This window comes from Bartonella sp. MR30HLJHH (genome assembly GCF_042194195.1).
In the GTDB taxonomy this organism is placed as follows: Bacteria; Pseudomonadota; Alphaproteobacteria; order Rhizobiales; family Rhizobiaceae; genus Bartonella; species Bartonella grahamii.
The window spans coordinates 1-20,439 of sequence record NZ_JBHIMO010000017.1 but is presented as its reverse complement, the minus strand read 5'-3'; the positions used below and the strand labels follow the sequence as shown (position 1 = coordinate 20,439).

Annotated in this window: 14 protein-coding genes and 1 pseudogene; 6 read left to right on the top strand and 9 right to left on the bottom strand. The window is 37.0% G+C overall.

From position 1 onward, the window contains the following. Positions 1 to 1,265: 1,265 nt before the first annotated feature. The 4 genes from ACFIKR_RS07905 to ACFIKR_RS07885 all read left to right on the top strand — a co-directional run bounded on the left by ACFIKR_RS07905 (position 1,266) and on the right by ACFIKR_RS07885 (position 11,402). Positions 1,266 to 3,743 (top strand): autotransporter outer membrane beta-barrel domain-containing protein, encoded by a 2,478-nt coding sequence (locus ACFIKR_RS07905; protein WP_375659467.1) that lies wholly within the window; start codon positions 1,266 to 1,268, stop codon positions 3,741 to 3,743. 670 nt (positions 3,744 to 4,413) lie between these two features. Then, positions 4,414 to 6,825: an autotransporter outer membrane beta-barrel domain-containing protein gene (locus ACFIKR_RS07900; RefSeq protein WP_375659466.1), complete on the top strand. Its 2,412-nt coding sequence runs from the start codon at positions 4,414 to 4,416 to the stop codon at positions 6,823 to 6,825. A gap of 146 nt (positions 6,826 to 6,971) precedes the next feature. Next, complete coding sequence (locus tag ACFIKR_RS07895) at positions 6,972 to 8,189, top strand: autotransporter outer membrane beta-barrel domain-containing protein (protein ID WP_375659465.1); 1,218 nt, start codon at positions 6,972 to 6,974, stop codon at positions 8,187 to 8,189. 132 nt (positions 8,190 to 8,321) lie between these two features. Then, positions 8,322 to 11,402: an autotransporter outer membrane beta-barrel domain-containing protein gene (locus ACFIKR_RS07885; RefSeq protein ID WP_404978565.1), complete on the top strand. Its 3,081-nt coding sequence runs from the start codon at positions 8,322 to 8,324 to the stop codon at positions 11,400 to 11,402. Between the two features lie 1,612 nt (positions 11,403 to 13,014). Here the strand turns inward: ACFIKR_RS07885 and ACFIKR_RS07880 are convergent. From ACFIKR_RS07880 to ACFIKR_RS07870, 3 genes are all read right to left on the bottom strand, one after another. After that, positions 13,015 to 13,419 carry a flagellar protein FlgN gene (locus tag ACFIKR_RS07880; protein ID WP_273788300.1) on the bottom strand — a complete coding sequence of 135 codons (405 nt, stop codon included), beginning with the start codon at positions 13,417 to 13,419 and terminating at the stop codon, positions 13,015 to 13,017. Positions 13,420 to 15,313: 1,894 nt separating this feature from the next. After that, a complete protein-coding gene (locus ACFIKR_RS07875) occupies positions 15,314 to 15,532 on the bottom strand; it encodes an EexN family lipoprotein (protein ID WP_375659462.1) in 219 nt (72 codons plus the stop codon). A gap of 187 nt (positions 15,533 to 15,719) precedes the next feature. Continuing rightward, complete coding sequence (locus tag ACFIKR_RS07870) at positions 15,720 to 15,956, bottom strand: EexN family lipoprotein (RefSeq protein ID WP_375659461.1); 237 nt, start codon at positions 15,954 to 15,956, stop codon at positions 15,720 to 15,722. A gap of 636 nt (positions 15,957 to 16,592) precedes the next feature. Here ACFIKR_RS07870 and ACFIKR_RS07865 point away from each other — a divergent pair. Both ACFIKR_RS07865 and ACFIKR_RS07860 read left to right on the top strand, forming a co-directional pair. Then, positions 16,593 to 17,760 (top strand): annotated as a pseudogene (locus ACFIKR_RS07865) (tyrosine-type recombinase/integrase). Between the two features lie 209 nt (positions 17,761 to 17,969). Continuing rightward, a complete protein-coding gene (locus ACFIKR_RS07860) occupies positions 17,970 to 18,170 on the top strand; it encodes a helix-turn-helix transcriptional regulator (protein ID WP_375659460.1) in 201 nt (66 codons plus the stop codon). A gap of 51 nt (positions 18,171 to 18,221) precedes the next feature. Here the strand turns inward: ACFIKR_RS07860 and ACFIKR_RS07855 are convergent, their stop codons facing one another. From ACFIKR_RS07855 to ACFIKR_RS07830, 6 genes are all read right to left on the bottom strand, one after another. Then, positions 18,222 to 18,581 (bottom strand): hypothetical protein, encoded by a 360-nt coding sequence (locus ACFIKR_RS07855; protein ID WP_015856194.1) that lies wholly within the window; start codon positions 18,579 to 18,581, stop codon positions 18,222 to 18,224. Positions 18,582 to 18,645: 64 nt separating this feature from the next. Next, positions 18,646 to 18,771 carry a hypothetical protein gene (locus ACFIKR_RS07850; RefSeq protein ID WP_375659459.1) on the bottom strand — a complete coding sequence of 42 codons (126 nt, stop codon included), beginning with the start codon at positions 18,769 to 18,771 and terminating at the stop codon, positions 18,646 to 18,648. Continuing rightward, complete coding sequence (locus ACFIKR_RS07845) at positions 18,759 to 19,163, bottom strand: hypothetical protein (RefSeq protein ID WP_375659458.1); 405 nt, start codon at positions 19,161 to 19,163, stop codon at positions 18,759 to 18,761. Before ACFIKR_RS07845 ends, ACFIKR_RS07850 begins: the two co-directional genes overlap by 13 nt. 177 nt (positions 19,164 to 19,340) lie before the next feature. Continuing rightward, on the bottom strand, positions 19,341 to 19,721 hold the full coding sequence (locus ACFIKR_RS07840; RefSeq protein ID WP_375659457.1) for a hypothetical protein: 381 nt from the start codon (positions 19,719 to 19,721) through the stop codon (positions 19,341 to 19,343). Positions 19,722 to 19,806: 85 nt separating this feature from the next. Beyond that, positions 19,807 to 19,932 (bottom strand): hypothetical protein, encoded by a 126-nt coding sequence (locus ACFIKR_RS07835; protein WP_375659456.1) that lies wholly within the window; start codon positions 19,930 to 19,932, stop codon positions 19,807 to 19,809. Then, entirely contained in the window at positions 19,920 to 20,333 is a 414-nt protein-coding gene (locus tag ACFIKR_RS07830; protein ID WP_375659455.1) for a hypothetical protein, read from the bottom strand. Before ACFIKR_RS07830 ends, ACFIKR_RS07835 begins: the two co-directional genes overlap by 13 nt. Positions 20,334 to 20,439 lie beyond the last annotated feature (106 nt).

Here is a 20,439-nt window from a genome sequence, read left to right as displayed (position 1 = left end):
TAAGCTATCAACAAAGGCTTCAGAAAACTGGTATAAGTGGTGCAAACTTTTCAGGTGGAATACGCTATCAGTTTTAAGACAAGACTGTAAAAATAGCCTATCATTCTATTCAATTTAACAAAAAAGGCAGTATGCTGTACTGTCTTTTTTAATCTATGTAAGCTATTATTCTATCCCCTAAAACTTTTTTCTTTTCTCCTCAATGATCTCCTTCCCTCCTATTTACACGAGTCGCGCGGCATATTCATTATCGAATTTGTCTATAAAGCTAAGCGAAGTGTATTTTTAGACAATATAAAGAAAACAACATTGGAAAAGATAATGATAAAAGAAGCTCTCTCTTCATACCTTTAATCTGTTTCTTCAATCCATTAGCTTAACACCACCTGTAAGGATTCATTTATATTTCCATGTACCGTTTTTAGGCAAACCATTTTGACAATGCTTATCCCTCTCATTCCGAGCAGTATATTGATTTATAAAGATAATTCTTTGTTTTACGTGTTGAATGAGAGTCCCGAATATCGTAGGATTCTCTCATTTCAAACTTGTTTCATGTTGAATCATGAAAATTTTTTCTTGCACGTTACAAGCGGAGCTGACGTGTGGAGCAAAGTTATATAAGAAAAGCCTAAGAAGTCCTATAATGAACTGTCTCAAGAACCAAGGGCTTGTCACAAACATTGGGAGCTAGCAAAGTGTGTGATGGACTTGCTCTTTTATTAAGCCGTAAAGGGTATCGGCTTGCTCCTTCGTAAGCGTAAAGATGATAGGACTCTATGGCTTTAGCGTTATAGCATTCATAACCACCGTCGCGAAATGGGCTATGCGTCCTTAGAAAAATAAGCTTTGCTACCCTTAAGGAAAAGTTTCTTTAAAGAAAGCCTGTAAATAGCCCCATCATCTCTCCTTCTTATAGTAGAGAAAATTTGCTGATCGTTTTGGTGAGTGCATAAAATAATACATCTCAACGCTATAGAACTTTTATAACGATTATCTTTAATAGACTATTTTAAATATCAAACTTCATAGTGTTTTTAGCATAAGCTTGACCAAGCTAGGTTTTCTGAAATCCATCTTCGCTGCATTGCGCTTTCTATTTTAAAAGCTCTTCTAAGACCAATTTTTAAACGATAAATAACAAAACATAATATTCGTTTTGTTGTTTACAATAAAAATATAATGATATAAAAACTGACTGGGTACTTGCGCCATCAGGGGAATGAAGTAAGCATCAAAGCATACCAAATACTAAAGGCATATCTATGTGTAAAAAATATATTTATAAGAAAAATTTTTTGTTATGTACAATTGCTGGAACTTTCATTTTTTCTCATTTTGCTCCAACTTATGCAAATAGACAACCTCCTGAAATTATTAGTGAGTTTAAGCTGGAGAAAGGAGAGAAAAAAACTCTTAATAACGTTTTTATCCGCAATGGATTGAGCGCAGTGCAAGCCTCTGAGAAAGCAATTGCCACAATTACAAACTCAACAATACATTCAGATTCGTTTGCTTTTGCTGTATCACAAGGCGGACGTATTAATGCTAAAGAAGTAAAAGTCAATGCCTTGTATACTGGTCTATCGATTTCAAACGGTATCATTAACATTGAAGATTCATTCATAGAAAGCAAAAGAAAATCCGGTATTATTTTTCATAGCATTTTAGATTATTTTCTGAAAGATGGTGAAGAAGTTATCAATAAGGCCATTCTTAACAATACAAAACTTCTTGTGAGAAATGGTATCGGTATTTTAGGACCATCATCTTCAAAGTCTGTTGCCGAGGTTCAACTTAGAAATTCAGAAATTCGTTCTGATGTATTATTACAAAACAATGTAAAAAAGGAAACAGATTCAGATCCTCATCCTGTAACTTTTGTATTAACCGCCGATAATTCGATTATGGAAGGAAGAGCAAGAACCTTAGCAGTAAATACAACTGTTTTTAATTTAAACAACAATAGCAAATGGTATTTAAATGTAAGTCGATACGACATAAATCGTGATTTTAGTTTATTTAATTATGCACTCCATGACATTAAGCAACGAGCGCTATCTACCGTTTCAGTACTGAACTTCAATAATAGCTCTATTGTGTTTAATCCGCCACATGCGCTGGCAAAGAGTCAATATCAAACCTTGAGTGTAGGACGAACAATTGAGCTCCCTAATCCACACGAAAACAGGGACTCCGCTACAGAAACCGTTTATAATGCAACAGGCAATGCAAGGATTTATTTCAATACAGAATGGAGTGATGGTTTAAAAAGAGAACAACAAAAAACTGACCGCCTTCTTGTCCATGGAGATGTATCAGGCACCACAACAATTAGTTTCAATAGTCTTTCAAAAGGTGCGCCATCAAAAGAAGAAGCTTCTATTCCCGCGAATATGCGTGGACTGTCGCTCATTCAAGTATCTGGAAAAACAGATGAAAATGCCTTCAAACTAGCAAATGGCTATGTTACAATGGGCGGTTTGCCTTATAAATATGTTTTAAATGCCTATGGACCAACATCACGTCTTGGAAAAGCAGAGAGCACACAAAGCCATTTAGGAGAAGTAACTCAACAATCACAAGAAAAGGCCTCAAAAACCGACACGACCCCCGTTGTATTAGGTGGTGTGGTTTTAAAGATTGAGGATAATATAAAAGGTGAATCAATACCAAATTCTGAGCAAATAGGGAGCACACAAAACCATTTGAGAGAAAATCAAAATTTCTGGGATTTCCGCTTGCAAAGTGCAACGCTCGATGATGAAGGAAAGATCAGAGCTCTCGTTCCTCAGGTGGCAAGCTATTTGTCCATGCCTAACGCACTATTCTCAGCTGGACTGGCTGATGTAAACAATCAAAACACTTTACTGAACACGATACAAGAAACAGGCTTTGAGAAAAAAGATCATAAAAACAAAGGAATCTTCTTCTCGACTTATGGCAATAAGATAACATTATCCTCTCACCGTACGCCATTGCAATATGGCTATGGTGCCGATATTCACTATGCTGCTTTACAAGCAGGATTTACATCAGTAGCTCTAGAAGATCAAAACATAACCACTAATTTGGGTCTTTTCGGGACATATGGGAAATTAGCTTTCACCCCAAAAGATATGGAAGGTGCTGACAAGAGTACACTCAATAAATGGTCAATTTCTGCATATAGTGGACTGCGCCATAATAATGGTACATATATCCATGCTCTCTTTTCCTATGGAATGCTCAAGGGAGATATCACCACAGCTCTCATAGGAAAGACTGCAGAATTGAAAAACGCTGATACATTCAGTGCATCGGCGACCATTGGACAAAAGTTCGAAACCAGTACAAAAGGATTGGTCTTTGAACCACAAGCACAAGTTGTTTATCAGCGTCTCATGCTTGGCACATTCTCAGATGTCGATGGCTTTGATGTAGATATGGGAAATCCTCATCAATACTTAGTGCGTGTTGGTGGGCGCTTAACACAAACGACGATTTCTATTGAAAAAGGCAGTATTCTTTCTCTCTATGGTAAATTGAATATTATTAAAGCTTTTTCTAACAATGACACCATACAGATTGGTGAATCATTCCACTTTGATTCTATGGGAGCTTCTGTTGAAGGTGGACTTGGTGTGAATGCACAATTATCACAAAATATAGCCCTTCATGCTGATGTTAACTATCAACATAAGCTTCAAAAAACTGGTATATCTGGAGCAAGCTTTTCAGGCGGAATACGCTATCAGTTTTAAGAAAAGGCAAAAAACAATTTATAGTCTATTCATTTTTAATAAAAAAGCAGTACGAATGTACTGCTTTTTTGCAATCTATAGGAAAGAGCCATCAATAACGGTTCTTTCTATACAGCCTTCTTTAAAGAATTAGTTTCATTCAAACCAAATGCAACAAAATTCTTTATCTCTCAATGAATGTTGAAGTCTCAAGAGAGCCGCCTTTTTGACTTATAAAAATCGAATGGATTCAATAAAAATTGTTGTATATCGATAAAAAATACAAAATATTTTAGCTTTTTTACATCAAAAAATTCATAGTGAATAATTCTATATACAAGAAAACCAACTGAAAGCTTTTTGTAAGCGCGCAACAAATCTTCTCCAAAAACTTTGTAGAGTTTTCATAACAACAGCCTTAAGCAATAAACATCCTTGCAAAATATTTTGAGCCTTAGTACTTTTAAAAAAATACTTACCAAGCTAGGTTTTCTGAAATCCATCTTCGCTGCATTGCGCTTTCTATTTTAAAAGCTCTTCTAAGACCAATTTTTAAACGATAAATAACAAAACATAATATTCGTTTTGTTGTTTACAATAAAAATATAATGATATAAAAACTGACTGGGTACTTGCGCCATCAGGGGAATGAAGTAAGCATCAAAGCATACCAAATACTAAAGGCATATCTATGTGTAAAAAATATATTTATAAGAAAAATTTTTTGTTATGTACAATTGCTGGAACTTTCATTTTTTCTCATTTTGCTCCAACTTATGCAAATAGACAACCTCCTGAGATTCCTACGGTCCAAGTAGCTAATGGAGAAGAGAAGAACCTTCATAATGTTTTTGTTCGTGGTAAGTATGATGCCGTGGTTGCTAAGAAAGGTCATATTACCATTACAAATTCAATAATGCACTCAGGCTTTACTTTGCTTTCTGCAACGTCAGGTGGCCAAATTAATGCCAAAGGAATTGTGGGAGAGGCAGAAGGGCATGGTTTGTCACTCACAAACGGCACAATCCATATCGAAGATTCAACATTAAAGGTTATAGGCCACAGCAAAGCCTATGGTGTCAACTTTGGTTATATTGTAAGCTCTACAATAAAAGAAGGAGAAGAAGTTGTAAACAAAGCAATCCTTAATAATACAAAACTTCTTGTAAACGACGGTGTAGGTATTTTCGGACCTTATTATCCCGAAAAGAATGCAGTGTACCTTAAAAACTCAGAAATTCGTTCTGATATGTTATTAAAAAATGAAGTCTCACCCTTCGTCAAGGTTCAACCTACTACTTTTACATTAGACGCTGATAATTCGATTATGGAAGGAAGAGCCAAAACGCTTCCTCAAAATACAACGGTTTTCACTCTAAACAATAACAGCAAGTGGCATTTAAAAATTAGTCTATTTGAATTGAAAAATAGTTTTAGTCTATTTGATTACAAGCTCCTTGATCTTAAGCAACGAGCACAATCAATCGTTTCAGTCCTAAACCTTAATAATAGCTCTATCATATTTAATGCGCCGCATAAACTAGCAGACAATCATTATCAAACCTTGCATGTAGGCAAACATCCACAAAAAGCAGAGCAAAACAGAAGCTCCGATGCAACAACGGTTTACAATGCATTAGGCAACGCAAGAATTTACTTTAATACAGAATGGAGTAATGGTCTTACAAAAGAACAACAAAGAACTGACCGTGTTCTCGTTCATGGTGATGTCTCAGGCACCACAACGATCTATTTCAACAATCTTTCAAAGCATGCAGAACCATTCAATGATGAAGAAGATTCAATTCCTTTGAATATGCGTGGGCTCTCACTTATTCAAGTTTCTGGGCAAGCAAATGAAGATTCCTTCAAACTTGCCCATGGCTACACCACAATGGAGGGCTTACCTTATAAATACATACTCAATGTTTATGGACCAACATCCAGCCGTGGGAAAGCCGATAAGACACAAAGTCATTTAAGCGGAATATCACAAGAATCAAAACAGAAAGATGCACAAAATACCAATGCATCATCCCTTAAAAAAGAAAACAATGGACAAACTCCCTTGGAAGAAAATGAGAATTTCTGGGATTTCCGCTTGCAAAGTGCGACTCTCGATGATGAAGGAAAGATCAAAGCTCTTGTTCCTCAAATGGCAAGCTATTTGGTTATGCATAATGCAATATTCTCCTCTGGCTTGGCTGATATAGACAATCAAAATACACTATTAGATAATATGCACTCAATAGTTTTCGGATTAGAAGCTCATAAACAGAAAGGGATATTCTTATCGACTTATGGCAACAAGATGACGTTATCTTCCAGCCGTAGTCCATTAGAATATGGTTATGGTGCAGATGTTCGTTATGCTGCTATCCAAGCAGGCATGACATTAGCAACGTTAGAAAATCAAAATATGACCGCGAGTCTTGGTCTTTTAGGCACATATGGAAAGCTTTCTTTTGCGCCAAAGGATATGGAGGGTTCTGACAAAAGCATACTAGATAAATGGTTCTTTACGGCATATGGGAACCTCTACCATGACAATGGTCTCTATGTTAATACACTTTTCTCTTACGGCATTTTAAACGGACATATTACAACAGCCCTTATCGGCAACACCGCAGAGTTAAATAATACGGATACATTAAATATATCAGCTACCGTTGGACAAAAACTAGCAACTGGTGTTGAAGGGGTGTCCTTTGAACCACAAGCACAACTTATTTATCAACACATTGCATTTGGCACTCTTTCAGATATTGATGGCTTCCAAGTTAATATAAAGACCCCTCATCAATGGTTGGTCCGTATTGGAGGACGTTTAACGAAAACAATGCTTCCCATTGAAAAAGATCGTGTTCTTTCTTTTTATGGTAAATTGAATGTCATCAAAGCTTTTGGTGAAAAGCGCACTATCAATGTTATTGAATCTTTCTATCTCGATTCTATGGGCTCTTCCCTTGAAGGTGGGCTTGGCATTAACGCGCAACTTTCTAAAAATATCGCACTTCATGCTGACGTTAATTACCAACATAAACTTCAAAAAGCTGGTGTCTCTGGAATTAATTTTTCCGGTGGAATGCGTTATCGCTTTTAGAAATCTTAACTCTCTATTTTGACGTATAAGCAGCGCTGAGATGAAAACAGTACTGCTTATATTTTACTACATTACAAAAATTGTAGTGTGTCAAAAAGTGGTTAATTTTTAGCAAAACAAAGAAAAATATCTTAAGGAACATCTTTATGCATAAGAATCTTTTATGTACAGCCGCTTGTGCTTTGTTTTTTTCTTCTTTTAATTTTACGTCTACCAGTACCGCTTCTGGCTTAAACCCTCAAACACGCCATACCATTGATTTAATAAACACACCAACACAAGCATCGAAAACGACTCTTAACACATCCGCAAAAGCTCATGTGAAATTACCCACAAAAGTTAAGAGAACCGCTACCGCTGATACCGAAAGCACCTCTAAACTTACAGATAATGAAGCAGCCGCAACTTCTGCTTCTCTTGATTTGGCAGAAAAAAAAACAGTTCTTACGCCACAAAAAGAAAGCTCTTTAGTCACGCCTATCACGATGTTTTCTGTCGGTTTTTCTGATTTCAACAATCAAAATATCTCGTTAGACAATATGCAAATAACAATGTTTGAACCCAAAGATCATCCAGAGAGAGGCGTTTTCTTATCCACTTATGGCAATAAGAGCACCTTTTCTTCCAGCATTCAAGAAAAACAAGATGGTGTTCAAGCAAATATTCGCTATGCTGCATTGCAAGCAGGAGCCACATTAATAGCGCTATACGATCAAAATATCAGCAGAAATTTTGGTCTTTTCGGAACATATGGGAAATTGTCTTTTACTCCTAAAAACAAAAAAAGCTCTCATAAGAAAATGCTTGATAAATGGTCACTCACCGCATATGGAAATATTCAACATGACAGTGGCCTCTATGCAAGTGCATTTCTCTCTTATGGCATTTTCAAAGAAAATAACACCACAGCTTTCATCAAACATACCTCAAAAGTAAATAATAGTAAAACATTAGGGGCTGCTGCAACTGTTGGTCAAAAACTGTCAACCAGTTTGGAAGGTGTAATCCTAGAACCGCAAGCACAACTTGTTTATCAGCGTCTCATGCTTGGCTCTTTCTCAGATGACGATAACTCTAAAATAGACATAAGCAAACCTTATCAATGGTTGCTCCGTATTGGCGGACGTTTGACGCAAAACAAAGGCCATGCCCTTTCCTTCTACGGCAAACTGAACGCGATCAAAACTTTTAGTGAAAACCTTCCGCTTGCTGCTATGGGATTTTTAATCGAAGGTGGTTTTGGTATTCAAGCGCACTTATCTGAAAATATCGAGTTTCATAATGATCTCAGCTATCAACATAAATTCAAAAAAGATGGCATATCTGCAATAAATATTTCCGCTGGAATGCGCTATCACTTTTAAAAATACTTGTATTCCTATCTTGAAATATAAAGCACTCTCATTATGTTTCGTTTTGTCTCTTACAAAAGAAACATAATGAGGTCAAAGTTTTATCTTTTATGAGAGAGGGGAAATATTTAGGAATACATCTATATGAAAAAAAGTTTTTTATTATACACAGTTTCTGGAATTCTGTTTTGTTCTTCCACGAGCTTGTCTTATGCTCTTCATGATACGAATGCACAACCTACAATGGATCTCCCTTCTCGGCAACCCGCTCATGCTGAGAATCAAGTAGGCGCATCCAGAACGTTTAATCCATATTCAAATGCATCATCTTCATATCCACTTTCAACATCTAGCTCTACAAGAACGATCATAAACCCTCCTCCTACAAAGAGTGAATCTACAACACCTACTTCTACGAGCACTCTACCTCCCAAAACGCAAATTGAAGGAAATTTAGTTCGAAATACAATTTCTTCTTCAAAACAAAACTCTGATCTTAACCAAGGAAGTACACAAACATCAAAGGCTAACGTGGCAGAAGGTGTACAATCTAACCCTATAGCCGCACAAGATATTCTTACACAATCTCCAACAACAGAAATAGCTCCAACAGCAGGAATGGAAGTAAAATCTAGAAGACGTTCGGGTGTTCCCACCTCTTCTACAGACTCTTCCAGAAAAAAAACGTCCGAAAATTCTGCTGTACCCTCACAGTCAGAACCTCCACAACCTGCACCCAATTTACGAGCAACACTTATAAACTTAAAACCTACAAGAGCGGAACCTACAAAACAAACAACAGAGCTATCGCCAACGCCTAAAGAATCGGAACTCGCACAGCCAATATCTTTAAGATCAGAAACTGGAAAACCAGCATTACCGGTACCACTAAAATCTGTAAAATCAGCGCCCGTGCAATCTGCCTCTGCACAAAAAATATCTGAAAAATCTACACAAATTGAGGATATAAGCTCCGGAATTGAAGCTGAAAATGGTAAGACCATAACGCTACATAACAAAAAAATTCAAGACAATGGTTTTGCTGTACATGCAGAGGGCAATAATTCAAAAGTCAACATGATAGGGGGAACAGTTGATGCGGGTTTTGTTGCACTGAGTGTATCAGATGGTGGAGAAATTGATGCTACAGGTATTGCTGTAACAGCAGAAATAGTTGGTTTGCTAAACATAGAGGGAACAATCAAACTGAAAGATTCAAGCGTACATGTCACGGGCAATCATGAAGCGGACGGTATTATTTTCCGCAACAATCCGTATAATGCCTCTAGAAAACGATATACACGCAATGCTGAAAGGAATGCCAACGCCGTTCAAGAACAAGATGTAGCAAATATTGCCGATAAAGTAACTCTAGAGAATACAAAGATTTTCGTTGAACATGGTAGGGGTATCAACCTTTATGGAACAGGCATAAACGGTGAAGTCAGCCTTAAAAATTCAGAAATTCATGCCGATATTTTATTAAAAAATATAAAAAACGAAAATGCTTTCACAAACACCCTTACACTGGTTTCTAACCACTCTTCTTTAGAAGGTCGAGTAAGAACTTCTAAAGATAATAGAACTGTTTTTGATCTAAAAGAGGGGACGAAATGGCTTTTAAAGGCGAATAAAATCGCCCAAAATAATGATAATGTTTCAGATGACCATGTACAGTTTGGTGTTGATAAAAAATCATACTCTAACCTTTCTGGATTGCACCTTACAGATAGTGTCATTATGTTTGACAAGCCAATGGAGGGACATTACCAAGCTCTGTTTATAGGGCCTAATCTTCCGAAAGGAGAAGGAACAGCTCATACAGCATCAATTTATAGTGCAACCGGTGTTGCAGAAATTTATGTAAATACTCAATGGGATAAACATTCTCCTATCACGGAGCAACAGACCGATCGCATTGTGATTAACGGTGATGTCTCAGGCCGTACTGTTGTTCACATCAATCTCCAAGAAACAGATAAAAAAACAACCGATAGCTCTGCTGTTTGGGGAGAACACATGGCGTCACTTCCTTTAGGGACACATGGGATTTCAATCATTCAAGTTTCCGGACAAGCAAACGAAAATTCCTTCACGTTAGCAGGAAACTATATGACAATAGGGAAACAACCTTATAAGTATGTACTTACAAGCTATAAACCTGGAACATCTCATGAGAGCCAAAATCTTTTTGGTAAGAACAGTAATTTCTGGGATTTCCGCTTACAGAATGCCTACATTGATAAGGATAAAAAAGTTCGAGCACTTTTACCACAGGTAGCAAACTATTTAACCATATCTAATACTTTATTTTCTGCTGGATTTACTGATGTAAACAATCAAAACACGTTGTTAGACAATATGCAAACAACAGTATTTGGGGCAGAAGACAATAAAAACAATGGTATCTTTTTCTCTTCCTACGGCGAGAAAGTCACCTTATCTTCCAACCGCGATCCACTGCATTATGGTTATGGTGCTGATGTAAACTATGCTGCTTTACAACTGGGTGTCATATTAGCCGCCTTGGAAAGCAAAGACATAAGCACACATTTTGGTTTTGTAGGAACATACGGAAAACTTGCCTTTACGCCAAAAGAGATGCAAGATTCTGAAAAGACGACTCTTGATAAATGGTCTCTTGCCGCTTACAGCAGCATCCAACATAGCAATGGTATATATGTAAACACACTTCTTTCTTACGGAAAGTTAAAAGGAAATATTACCACAGCTCTTGTTGGAAATGCCACAAAACTGGATGGTACTGAGATGCTTAATATATCTGCAACCATTGGTCAGAAATTAGCGACCAATACAAAAGGATTGGTATTTGAACCACAAGCACAATTCATTTATCAAAATCTCATGTTTGATATCTTCTCAGATGCCGATGGCTTAAAAGTAGACATGGGTAATCCGCATCAATGGTTGGTGCGTATTGGTGGACGTTTAACAAAAACTATAATGGCTGCTGAAGAAAGTAAGGCTGTTTCCTTCTATGGTAAAGTAAATGTTATCAGAGCTTCTGGTGATGGTAAAACAATAAAAATTGCTGATACCTTTCATGTTGATCCTACCGGCTCTTCAGTTGAGGGAGGCATGGGGGTGAATGCATATCTTTCTCAAAATATCGTACTAAACGCTGATATCAGCTATCGACAAAAACTGCAAAAAGCCGGTGTATCTGGCACCAATTTGTCTGGCGGGATACGTTATCGTTTCTAAAGCAGAAGCAATTTTAACTTAAATAAAAGAGCCGCACAAAGTGCTGCTCTTTTATTTAAACTTATATTTTTTAAATTCTTAAAAATCATTGTCACATTAAAGAAGATTTTGACTTATAATGTTTCTTTTGCATATTGAATAAAAAACTGAATACCATAGCATTCTCTCATCAAAACAGCCCATGCATAAAGTTTTTATGCCTTACACCAGACCTCAAGCGATGATGTTTTTACAGCACAACAGAATAAGCATTCATGCGGATTTTAAAAAATTAGCCCCTTCTTCGCTGTGGACGTTCCATTTATTTTAGATGATCTACATTTAATATACCTGCTATAAAAACTTGCTATCTGTTATAAATTCTTAAAGGCATATTTTTCCTCTAAAATCTCAATGCCACACCAACTCCACCATAAGGCAACACATTGACTTATAAAGAGTATTCATTGTTTTGCATATAAATGAGAGTCCAGAATAGCGTAAGATTCTTTCATTTCAGACCCGCTCCATGTTGAAGCAACCAAAACCATGTCTCTTGCAAGTTACAAGCGGGAAGAGCCATTGTGGACAAAAAACTATTAAGAAAGGATTAAAAATGCCCCTAATGAACCGTCTCAAGTGCCAAGGGCTGTAGCAACACCCACGAGCTAAATATAATGATGGTAGCCTGCTTACTCCTTTATGAAGCATAAAGATAGTGGTACTCAATGGATCTACCATTATACCATTCACGGACACCACCGTGAAATGGGATTGGCTGCCTTAAGAGATGTTTCTTAAAAAAAGCACGTGAATTAGCAACACAATGACGTTCTGTTTTACATGAAGGTCTTGCCCCCATTAAAGAACGAGAGAAACAGAAGCGTGAAATAATGCGTAACCTTCATCATTTAACAGATAGTGCTTTAGATGCTTTTGAACAAAATAAAGCTAAATTAAAGGATGGTGGTACAGAGGAAAGCTGATTTCTAGCCCTTTATTCTTTCCCAATAAGATCGCCTCCCCATTTAAAATATTACGCCAACAAAGATATAAGCAATATATTCACTCAAATCTGGATGTTCTCTCCAATCTGGCAAACAAAAACTAAAAACAGCAGAAGAAAATATTAAACCACTTTAATTTTTGTCTCAAACATATAGATTTAAACAACTAACCGCTTCGTATCACCACATTTCAAAGGACAGTACTCCATAAGGCTTATAGGCAATATTAATCACACACTCTCAAAAGACTAATGCATAAAGCCTTACATTATCATAGCCCCAAGGAAGCTGTTTTTAAGGCATCACGGGCTGGTCTAAATATTCTCTTGATCGCCTCCCTAAACTAAAAAATGAAGCTCCCTATTAACTCAGTCTGCAAACAATACTCTGTAAATAATCCCCCTTCTCTCAGTCCTCTCTCAACTAGCTTCCCACAGCATGCGGTTCACATCACTACACCTTAAAAGACACTGTTTTAAGAACAGCATTTTACAGTACAACAGGATGATAATTTACCCAAATGCGCTTAAAACAAATCCACTCACTAAACGCACTATTTATCCAAATAAACTGATCTACCTAATCATTGTCATCATTTAGAACAGCCAATATTCATCAGATTTGAATCATTCTTCTGTTTCTTTTACGCGTCCAGATAGTTGCATAGCTCTAGAAAGATCATTAACTGCATTTAAATGCGTTTGAAGCAATTCACTATTACGCTGTAATTTTTCTTGTAAATCAGACAACAAACTTTCAACCTCATGCTCAATATCTTGATTCATGTAGCGCTTCACATCGCTCATGGATTTATTAAGATCACGCAAACCACGTATTTTACATAAATTTATTTCTTCGTAATCTGGAACACCACTGCTCTCTAGCATATTACTTTCATAATCAACAACTTGAGCTAATCCTTTAACAGCAGCAACAAATTTTGTCATCGCCCAATCACGATCAATAAGATTATTATCAAGAACTTTTGCTTTTGATGCAAAACTATCATCACCATATTGCACTACAGACATTTTTACTTCCCCTTCAACACTCTTGTTCAATCTTACTTTCAAATGAGGGAGATTAAACAAGTTCTCTTCAAATGCTGATACACTCAATAAAGCTCGTGGTGCGAACATCGCTCAAACAACGGCACGACAATCCTTCAAAGCGTATACCACTTCAATTTTCAACGCATTCTCTCAAATATTTTTCTTGCTTTGCTCCAAAACCATCATTGCAGCTATACTAATCCACCAAAGCGCTATAAACTTAAACCTTACGCAGCAATATCGAAAATTCCACATTTGCTCGGTCTATTTCGCCTTGCCGATTTTATCTTTGCCTATTTTATCACCAGCACGTCTTCAACAGAAAACAAAGACGCTCTCACGAGAAATTTGGCCATAAAAACTACCTGCCGACAAAAAAACGCAGCATATAAAGACTTAAGCTCATTAAAAATTCAGCATTTTACCGATAGCAGCATCTTACCCTCCATAACCTTATGGCCTTCTCTGCACCTAAACTTGCGTACCTTCCAGCACCCCATAAGATGGCACCCTACAAAATCAGTTTGCACCCGTTCAAAAAGACACACCACCACGTTCTTTCTGCATACATGCAGTATTTCGCATAAAAAACAAAAAGAATGCTCTTTTGAACAGATCAGCCATACAGCAATATAAAAAAAGACATCTTAAAATAGCTAAACAGCCATCAATCTCCCTTTTTTAAATTATCATTCGCTTTTCTTTGCAATGAACGACTATATAAGATTTTTTGAACCTTTTCAAGAGTTTCTTAGCCAATCAGTTCGATACGTCTTCAATTGCATATTCACGCGCTTGTTTTAAAGAAACATCTCTTAAGTATACCCAAGCCTATTTCGCGCCGTGGCCCATAAATAATATAATGATAAATCCCCCATGACGTGTATAAAATCCATTAAGCACTGTCTATCTTTACGCTTAATAAAAGAAGCAAGCCAGCATCATCACATATTTTGCTAGCCCCTCATGTTGCGATATCCTTAGCATTTGAGTGCGGTTCAAAAAGCATGCCTTTCTTGTACAGTTTCGCTCCGCATGGATCCTCTCCACTTGTAACTGCAAAAGACATGGTTTTGGTTGATTAAACCTAGAACAGATTTTGACGAGATCCTTATTCAACTTAAAATAATTAAATTATTTTTATAAATCAAAGTATTATTCAAAATAACATTCATCACACACTCGAGAACAAAAAACACCTCATACATAAAGTTTTACATAAGCTACACCGCTCAACATGATAATATTACAACACAATTAAGATAAAAAATAACAAGAGAAAATCTTGCAAACTCAGAAAATAGAGGGGAAAAATAAAAAGGTGTGGTGAGCGCTCAATTCCTCACACATCCAGCAAAACCGTCCTAGCAAAACTGCCTCACGTCTTAACTAAAGTTATAATATTCTCAAATCAAAAGCAATTTTTTAAAATAGTTTGAGAAAAACATTTGAGTATAAAACGATAATAATTCCATTCAGAATGTTTCCTCCCAATTTTTCCGAAATTAGCTGCAACGCTTAAAGCCGGTCTTAGTGTGATAAAACATTTATTTGTGATAAAGGTAGAAAAATACCCCAAAGGTAGATTCAATCTCATGTTTTAAATACATGCAACCAAAACATTAAACAATCAGCACATAGTTTGAAAAATTAGCAGTAACACGTAGCAACTCATTCGGATGCCATACTATCACAATTGAAAGCACTTTTTGGCGGAACAAATGACAGTATAGCATCCGTTTACACAAAGAGTACAGATCGCAAAAAACTAATTCTTGAAGCCATAAAAAGACTCTCTAAAAGTTAGAGAGAGCCTAAAAAATGAAATAGAATCAAGAACTACCAAATTCCTTATTTATTGAACTGTATGTTTTTAATTAATGCCAAACATAAGTTCCATATACGCTTGTCTGGCATGTCGACAATTTTTAGATTTCTCTATAGACGATGGATCCATCTTTTCACATTTTTTTACCCACTCTTCGAGTAATGTTTTATCTTTCTTGAATTCCGCTACGCTGTAATTTTTTTCGCAACCAGCAACGACAAATCCAGTACAAACCAGCAATGCTATAATAATGGCTTTATTCATCAATAAATTCCCCTTTTTTCAAATTTACAAAGTTTAGGACACAATTTAGGGTCCCATTAAATTTGTACATTCGGTTCATTGTGCATTTTCAAAAATTTTAAAATCCACTTCTGTAAGCAATTTTTTCCAACCTATGATGATAAATCGCGTACAAAGAAAAACACCGCTATCAATATATTTTTATGATTTAATTGTTGTCCTGCTTTTTTTCAGTTTCATTCCCCTTTTTGCCACTTTCACGAAGTTCCTTTGCAAGATTTCTATAATGCTCTTGAAAAAGCTCCATATCGGCCTGCATGACATTTTTACAATTCTTGGTTGCAAAAGCAGAGGTCCCCATTTTATCGCATTTCTTTCCCCATTCTTGCATCAATTTTTTATCTTTCTTAAATTCCTCAACACTGTAGTTTTTTTCGTGAACCAACAGTAACAAGCCCCGTGCAAAGCAACAGCGCTGTTATAATGATCTTGTTCATGATTTAACCCCTCTCTTTGTTTTATATTTTATTAACAAGATCTTTGGGTTCACATCCCCTCCTATATTGTGACCTTGCGTCTAACTTTCCTTTGCAAATACACACACTTTCAACGCAAACATGCTAAATCATGAAAACTTCTTTTATTGATCAGACTTGCATTTGTAGCATTATCTGCACGGCTGCTCTTTGTATTTGAAGTATTTAAACTTCAACAGTAATTTTGATATCTTGGCATTTTTCAAAAAACTTTTAATCATTTTTAAAAAAAACCACTTCATCATAAGAAGTCGCACAAAATCTTATCAAAAATTCGTAATGCCTATACCCATTACAAATTCCCTGCAAACGAAAGAATACACCTTTTAATCAACTGATTGCGCTCTTATCATTTCTTAAACCACCGATACAAGATATTGATTTATAATGATAATCTAGCTCTGTTCATATTGAATTAGCCCCCCCGAATAACGTAGGATTCTCTCATTTCAAATCTGTTTATCTCAAATCAATCAAAACCACTTGCTTGCACGTCATAAGCGGGGTTGATGTGTGGGTAAAAATTGTACAAGAAAGGAGTAAAAATGGTTCTTATGAATCGTCTTAATGCAAGGGCTGTCGCAACATTGGGGGCTGGAAAATAGTGTGATGGTGCCCGGCTTATTACTTCATAAGCGTAAAGATGGAGGTGCTCAATGGCTTTATCGTTATACCATTCATGGTCGGCGCCGCGAAATGGGCTTGGGTGCCTTGCGAGATGTTTCTTTAAAACAAGCCCGTGAATTGGCAACTGGGTGGCGGGCTGTTTTACGTGAGGGGCGTGACCCCATTAAAGAACGCAACAAACAAAAGCGTGAGGCAATGCGCAATCTCCATTATTTAAAAGATATTGCTCTAGATGCTTTTGAAAGCCGTAAAGCTGAATTAAAAAATGATGGTGAGTCTTGTAATTGGTTTTTACATTTACGCCTCCATATTCTCCCTAAATTAGGCTGTCTGCCCGTTTCAGAGATTACCCAAACAGAGATACGCGATACCCTTGCCCCTATTTGGCATACAAAAGCTGGAACTGCTCGAACAGCACTAATGCGTCTTAATCTTTGTCTCAAACATGCGGCTGCATTAGGGTTAGATGTTGATTTACAAGCAGTAGAAAAAGCACGCGCGCTCTTAGGCAAACAACGTCATAAAAAACAAAGCTTACCAGCCATGGATTGGAGAGATGTGCCGGCTTTTTACCAATTTCTCTGCAAAACAACAACTATAAAACATTTAGCTTTGCGTCTGCTTATCCTTACAGGGGTTCGTAGTAATCCTTTGCGTCATATTCGTGAAGATCAGATTGAAGATGATATCTGGACAATCCCTGCTGAGAATATGAAAGGCAAGCGTGATGCCACAACAGAGTTTCGTGTGCCCTTATCATCTGAAGCATTAAAAGTAATTGAACAAGCCCGCTGTATCTCTAAGAGTGATTTCATCTTTTCACTTACCGGTCGTGGTCCTCTTTCACATACGATGATGGCTACGTATATGAGAAAAAATAAAATTGAAGCCTGCCCCCATGGATTTCGTTCTAGTTTACGCAATTGGCTCGCTGAAACAACCGATGCCCCTTATGAGGTCGCTGAAACCATTCTAAGTCATACGGTCGGAGGGCAAGTAGAGCGCTCCTATCGTCGCACTGATTATCTAGAACAGCGTCGTGTCTATATGAATAAATGGGCGGCTTATGTCACCGGTCAATCTTAAGATATGGGGTGCATAACCCCATTATCTGTGGATAACTTTAACTCTCTTGTCTCTCATTCTTTCTCAATAAGATTCATAATTTATCACATCAGAAAATGTATGATAAAATATTGTTTTCTATAAATAAAATACCTTCAAAAGTGAACCAAAATGTGGTTAATAAATGGTTATGATTTGTTACCATTTTTTGAGAATGAAAGGATTTTAGAATGACAGAAAATGATATTCTTTTAACTGACCGTGAAAGTGCAAAATTGCTTCATATGAGTGTCTCAACATTCCGCCGTCATGTTACCAATGGTTCTTTACCAAAACTTTTAAAATTTGGTTTTTTATCGCGTTGGTTACAATCGGATCTTTTGAATGTCATCGAGCAAGCAAAACAGCAACGTCAAAATGACGCGGCATAAAAAAAACTTGTCACGTAAAAACGGACAAGGCTTTCTCTGCTGAAGCAAGACTTAAGGCTGGCATTCAAGTTGTTCTGAATGCTTTTTACAATAAGGGCTATTTAAGCGTCTCTCAACACTTCGCTGAGGCATGACAGCACCAGGACGACATATGGGAAGATTGTCCGATTTATGGTTTTCACACCATTCTTGTATTGTAAAGCTAGGACGAAAACCTGATTGCGCCATACACATTTCAATACTGGCAAATTGATTCAAATCTAGCGCCACAACCTTATTAAGGTCCGGTACTCCACATTCTAAAAGTATTTTATTTCTCCATAATGCTGGAGAAAGTGAGGGAATTGAGTTAACACATCCAGTGATACTTAACAGAGCTATGCAACTCAATAGTTTTAAGATTTTCTTCATTTTTCCCCTCTTTCAATGGATTTATTTACGATAAAACAGCTCGGAAGCTTGTTGATATTTTCTGTCACCGCTGTTTAAAACAACGGTGAACAATATTGAGATGATGGATTGAGAAAACAATCCCGCCATTCCAAGTGAAGGCAAGGATGGCGGATTGTTGATCATCACTAGCAGTGCTTAAGGTTGGCATTCTGATTTATTTTTATATTTTTGGCAATAAGCGCTATTTAAACGCTTCTTGACACTTCGTTTTGGAATGACAGCACCTGGCACACAAATCGGAAGATCTTCGGCATTATAATTTCTACACCGATCTCTCCACTTCCCTCCTAATTTACTATGAAAACCTGCTTGGGTTAGACATGCATAAATAGATGTATTCGCATTTATACTTAACTCTCTATAATCCATCATATAATCATCATGAGGATTCAGCATTCCACATTCTAATAGTGCTTTTTTAATCTCAATCTTATCTTCTCCTAGCTTCTCTAATACATCCACAGCCTGGTAAGGACCTGGAAAACATCCAGCTATAATAAGCAAAGCCAATCCACTCAATAACTTTAAAGTTGCTTTCATTTTTTCTCTCCTTCAATGATTTTTTACGATAAGATTGCTTATAAGCTTGTCGATGTTTTATATTCCTCTGTCCATACAAATTTGAAACATGTTGAGTGCAGATACAATCGACCCACACACTTATGCAAAAGATAAAGAGAATTAAGGATTACTCTTAATCATACCATCATCAAAAAACTACGGTAGACATTCAGGCTTGTTTCTATTTCTTTTACAATGGGGGCTGTTCAGGCGTTTCTTAACACTTCTTTGAGGAATGACAGCACCTGAATGACAAATCGGAAAACGAGCATCAAAAAACTCACACGAACTCAAATATCCGGATTTATATCTAAAACCTGCTTGAACCATGCAAGCTTCAATTAATGCGTTCGCATTTCCGTCTAACTTTCTGTTGTATTCATCACGATTATAAGGGGTTGGCATACCACATTCTAACAGCGCTTTCCCTATATCAATTGTATTTGCACCAGGCTTATCCCATAATTCCCAAGCTGATAAGGGAACCTCAGCTTTATACTCACATCCAGCTATACTTAACAGAGCTATGCCGCTCAATAATTACAAGACTTTCTTCATTCTTCCCCTCCTTCAGTGGGTTTCTTTACGATAAAACAGCTCATAAACCTGTTGATATTTTCTGTCACCGCTGCTTAAAACAACGGTGAACAATATTGAAATGGTTGGTTGAGGAAACAATCCCGCCATTCCAAGCGAAGGCAAGGATGGCGGATTGTTGATCATCACAAGCAGTGCTTAAGGTTTGCATTCAGGTGCGTTTTTATATTTTTTACAAAAAGGGCTGTTTAAGCGCTTCTTGACACTGCGCTGTGGTATGACAGCACCTGGACGACAAATGGGAAGGTTTTCGGCTCTAAAAGTATAACATGGGCCACCCGCTCTTGCTACCTCTTCATCTTTATAGCGAAAACCTGATTGAAGCATGCAAGCATACGTTGTTGCTTTTGCATTGATACTCTGCTTTCTGTTTTCTGGATCGACATCATAAGGGGTTGGCATGCCACATTCTAATAAGGCTTTTCCTATCTCCGTAAAATCTGCTCCTGGCTTTTCCCAAGCACTCAAATACCCTCCAGGAGTTTTATTAAACTGACACCCAGCTATACTCAATAAAGTTACAACACCTAATAGTTTTAAAATTTGTTTCATTTTTTACTCCTTAAAGGGACTTGTACTAGATTGGATGAGCCATAAACATATCGACATGCTGAGCTCGCATGTCCAAGACATGTGTGGACACTGTTGGGATTTGTGA

What these genes read in the sequence shown, in the direction of transcription:
- ACFIKR_RS07845 (WP_375659458.1), bottom strand. Translation starts at nt 19,163, where the DNA reads ATGAAAGCAACTTTAAAGTTATTGAGTGGATTGGCTTTGCTTATTATA.
- ACFIKR_RS07855 (WP_015856194.1), bottom strand. Translation starts at nt 18,581, where the DNA reads ATGAAGAAAATCTTAAAACTATTGAGTTGCATAGCTCTGTTAAGTATC.
- ACFIKR_RS07860 (WP_375659460.1), top strand. Translation starts at nt 17,970, where the DNA reads ATGACAGAAAATGATATTCTTTTAACTGACCGTGAAAGTGCAAAATTG.
- ACFIKR_RS07850 (WP_375659459.1), bottom strand. Translation starts at nt 18,771, where the DNA reads ATGCCAACCTTAAGCACTGCTAGTGATGATCAACAATCCGCCATCCTT.
- ACFIKR_RS07880 (WP_273788300.1), bottom strand. Translation starts at nt 13,419, where the DNA reads ATGTCTGTAGTGCAATATGGTGATGATAGTTTTGCATCAAAAGCAAAA.
- ACFIKR_RS07895 (WP_375659465.1), top strand. Translation starts at nt 6,972, where the DNA reads ATGCATAAGAATCTTTTATGTACAGCCGCTTGTGCTTTGTTTTTTTCT.
- ACFIKR_RS07905 (WP_375659467.1), top strand. Translation starts at nt 1,266, where the DNA reads ATGTGTAAAAAATATATTTATAAGAAAAATTTTTTGTTATGTACAATT.
- ACFIKR_RS07900 (WP_375659466.1), top strand. Translation starts at nt 4,414, where the DNA reads ATGTGTAAAAAATATATTTATAAGAAAAATTTTTTGTTATGTACAATT.
- ACFIKR_RS07830 (WP_375659455.1), bottom strand. Translation starts at nt 20,333, where the DNA reads ATGAAACAAATTTTAAAACTATTAGGTGTTGTAACTTTATTGAGTATA.
- ACFIKR_RS07875 (WP_375659462.1), bottom strand. Translation starts at nt 15,532, where the DNA reads ATGAATAAAGCCATTATTATAGCATTGCTGGTTTGTACTGGATTTGTC.
- ACFIKR_RS07885 (WP_404978565.1), top strand. Translation starts at nt 8,322, where the DNA reads ATGAAAAAAAGTTTTTTATTATACACAGTTTCTGGAATTCTGTTTTGT.
- ACFIKR_RS07835 (WP_375659456.1), bottom strand. Translation starts at nt 19,932, where the DNA reads ATGCAAACCTTAAGCACTGCTTGTGATGATCAACAATCCGCCATCCTT.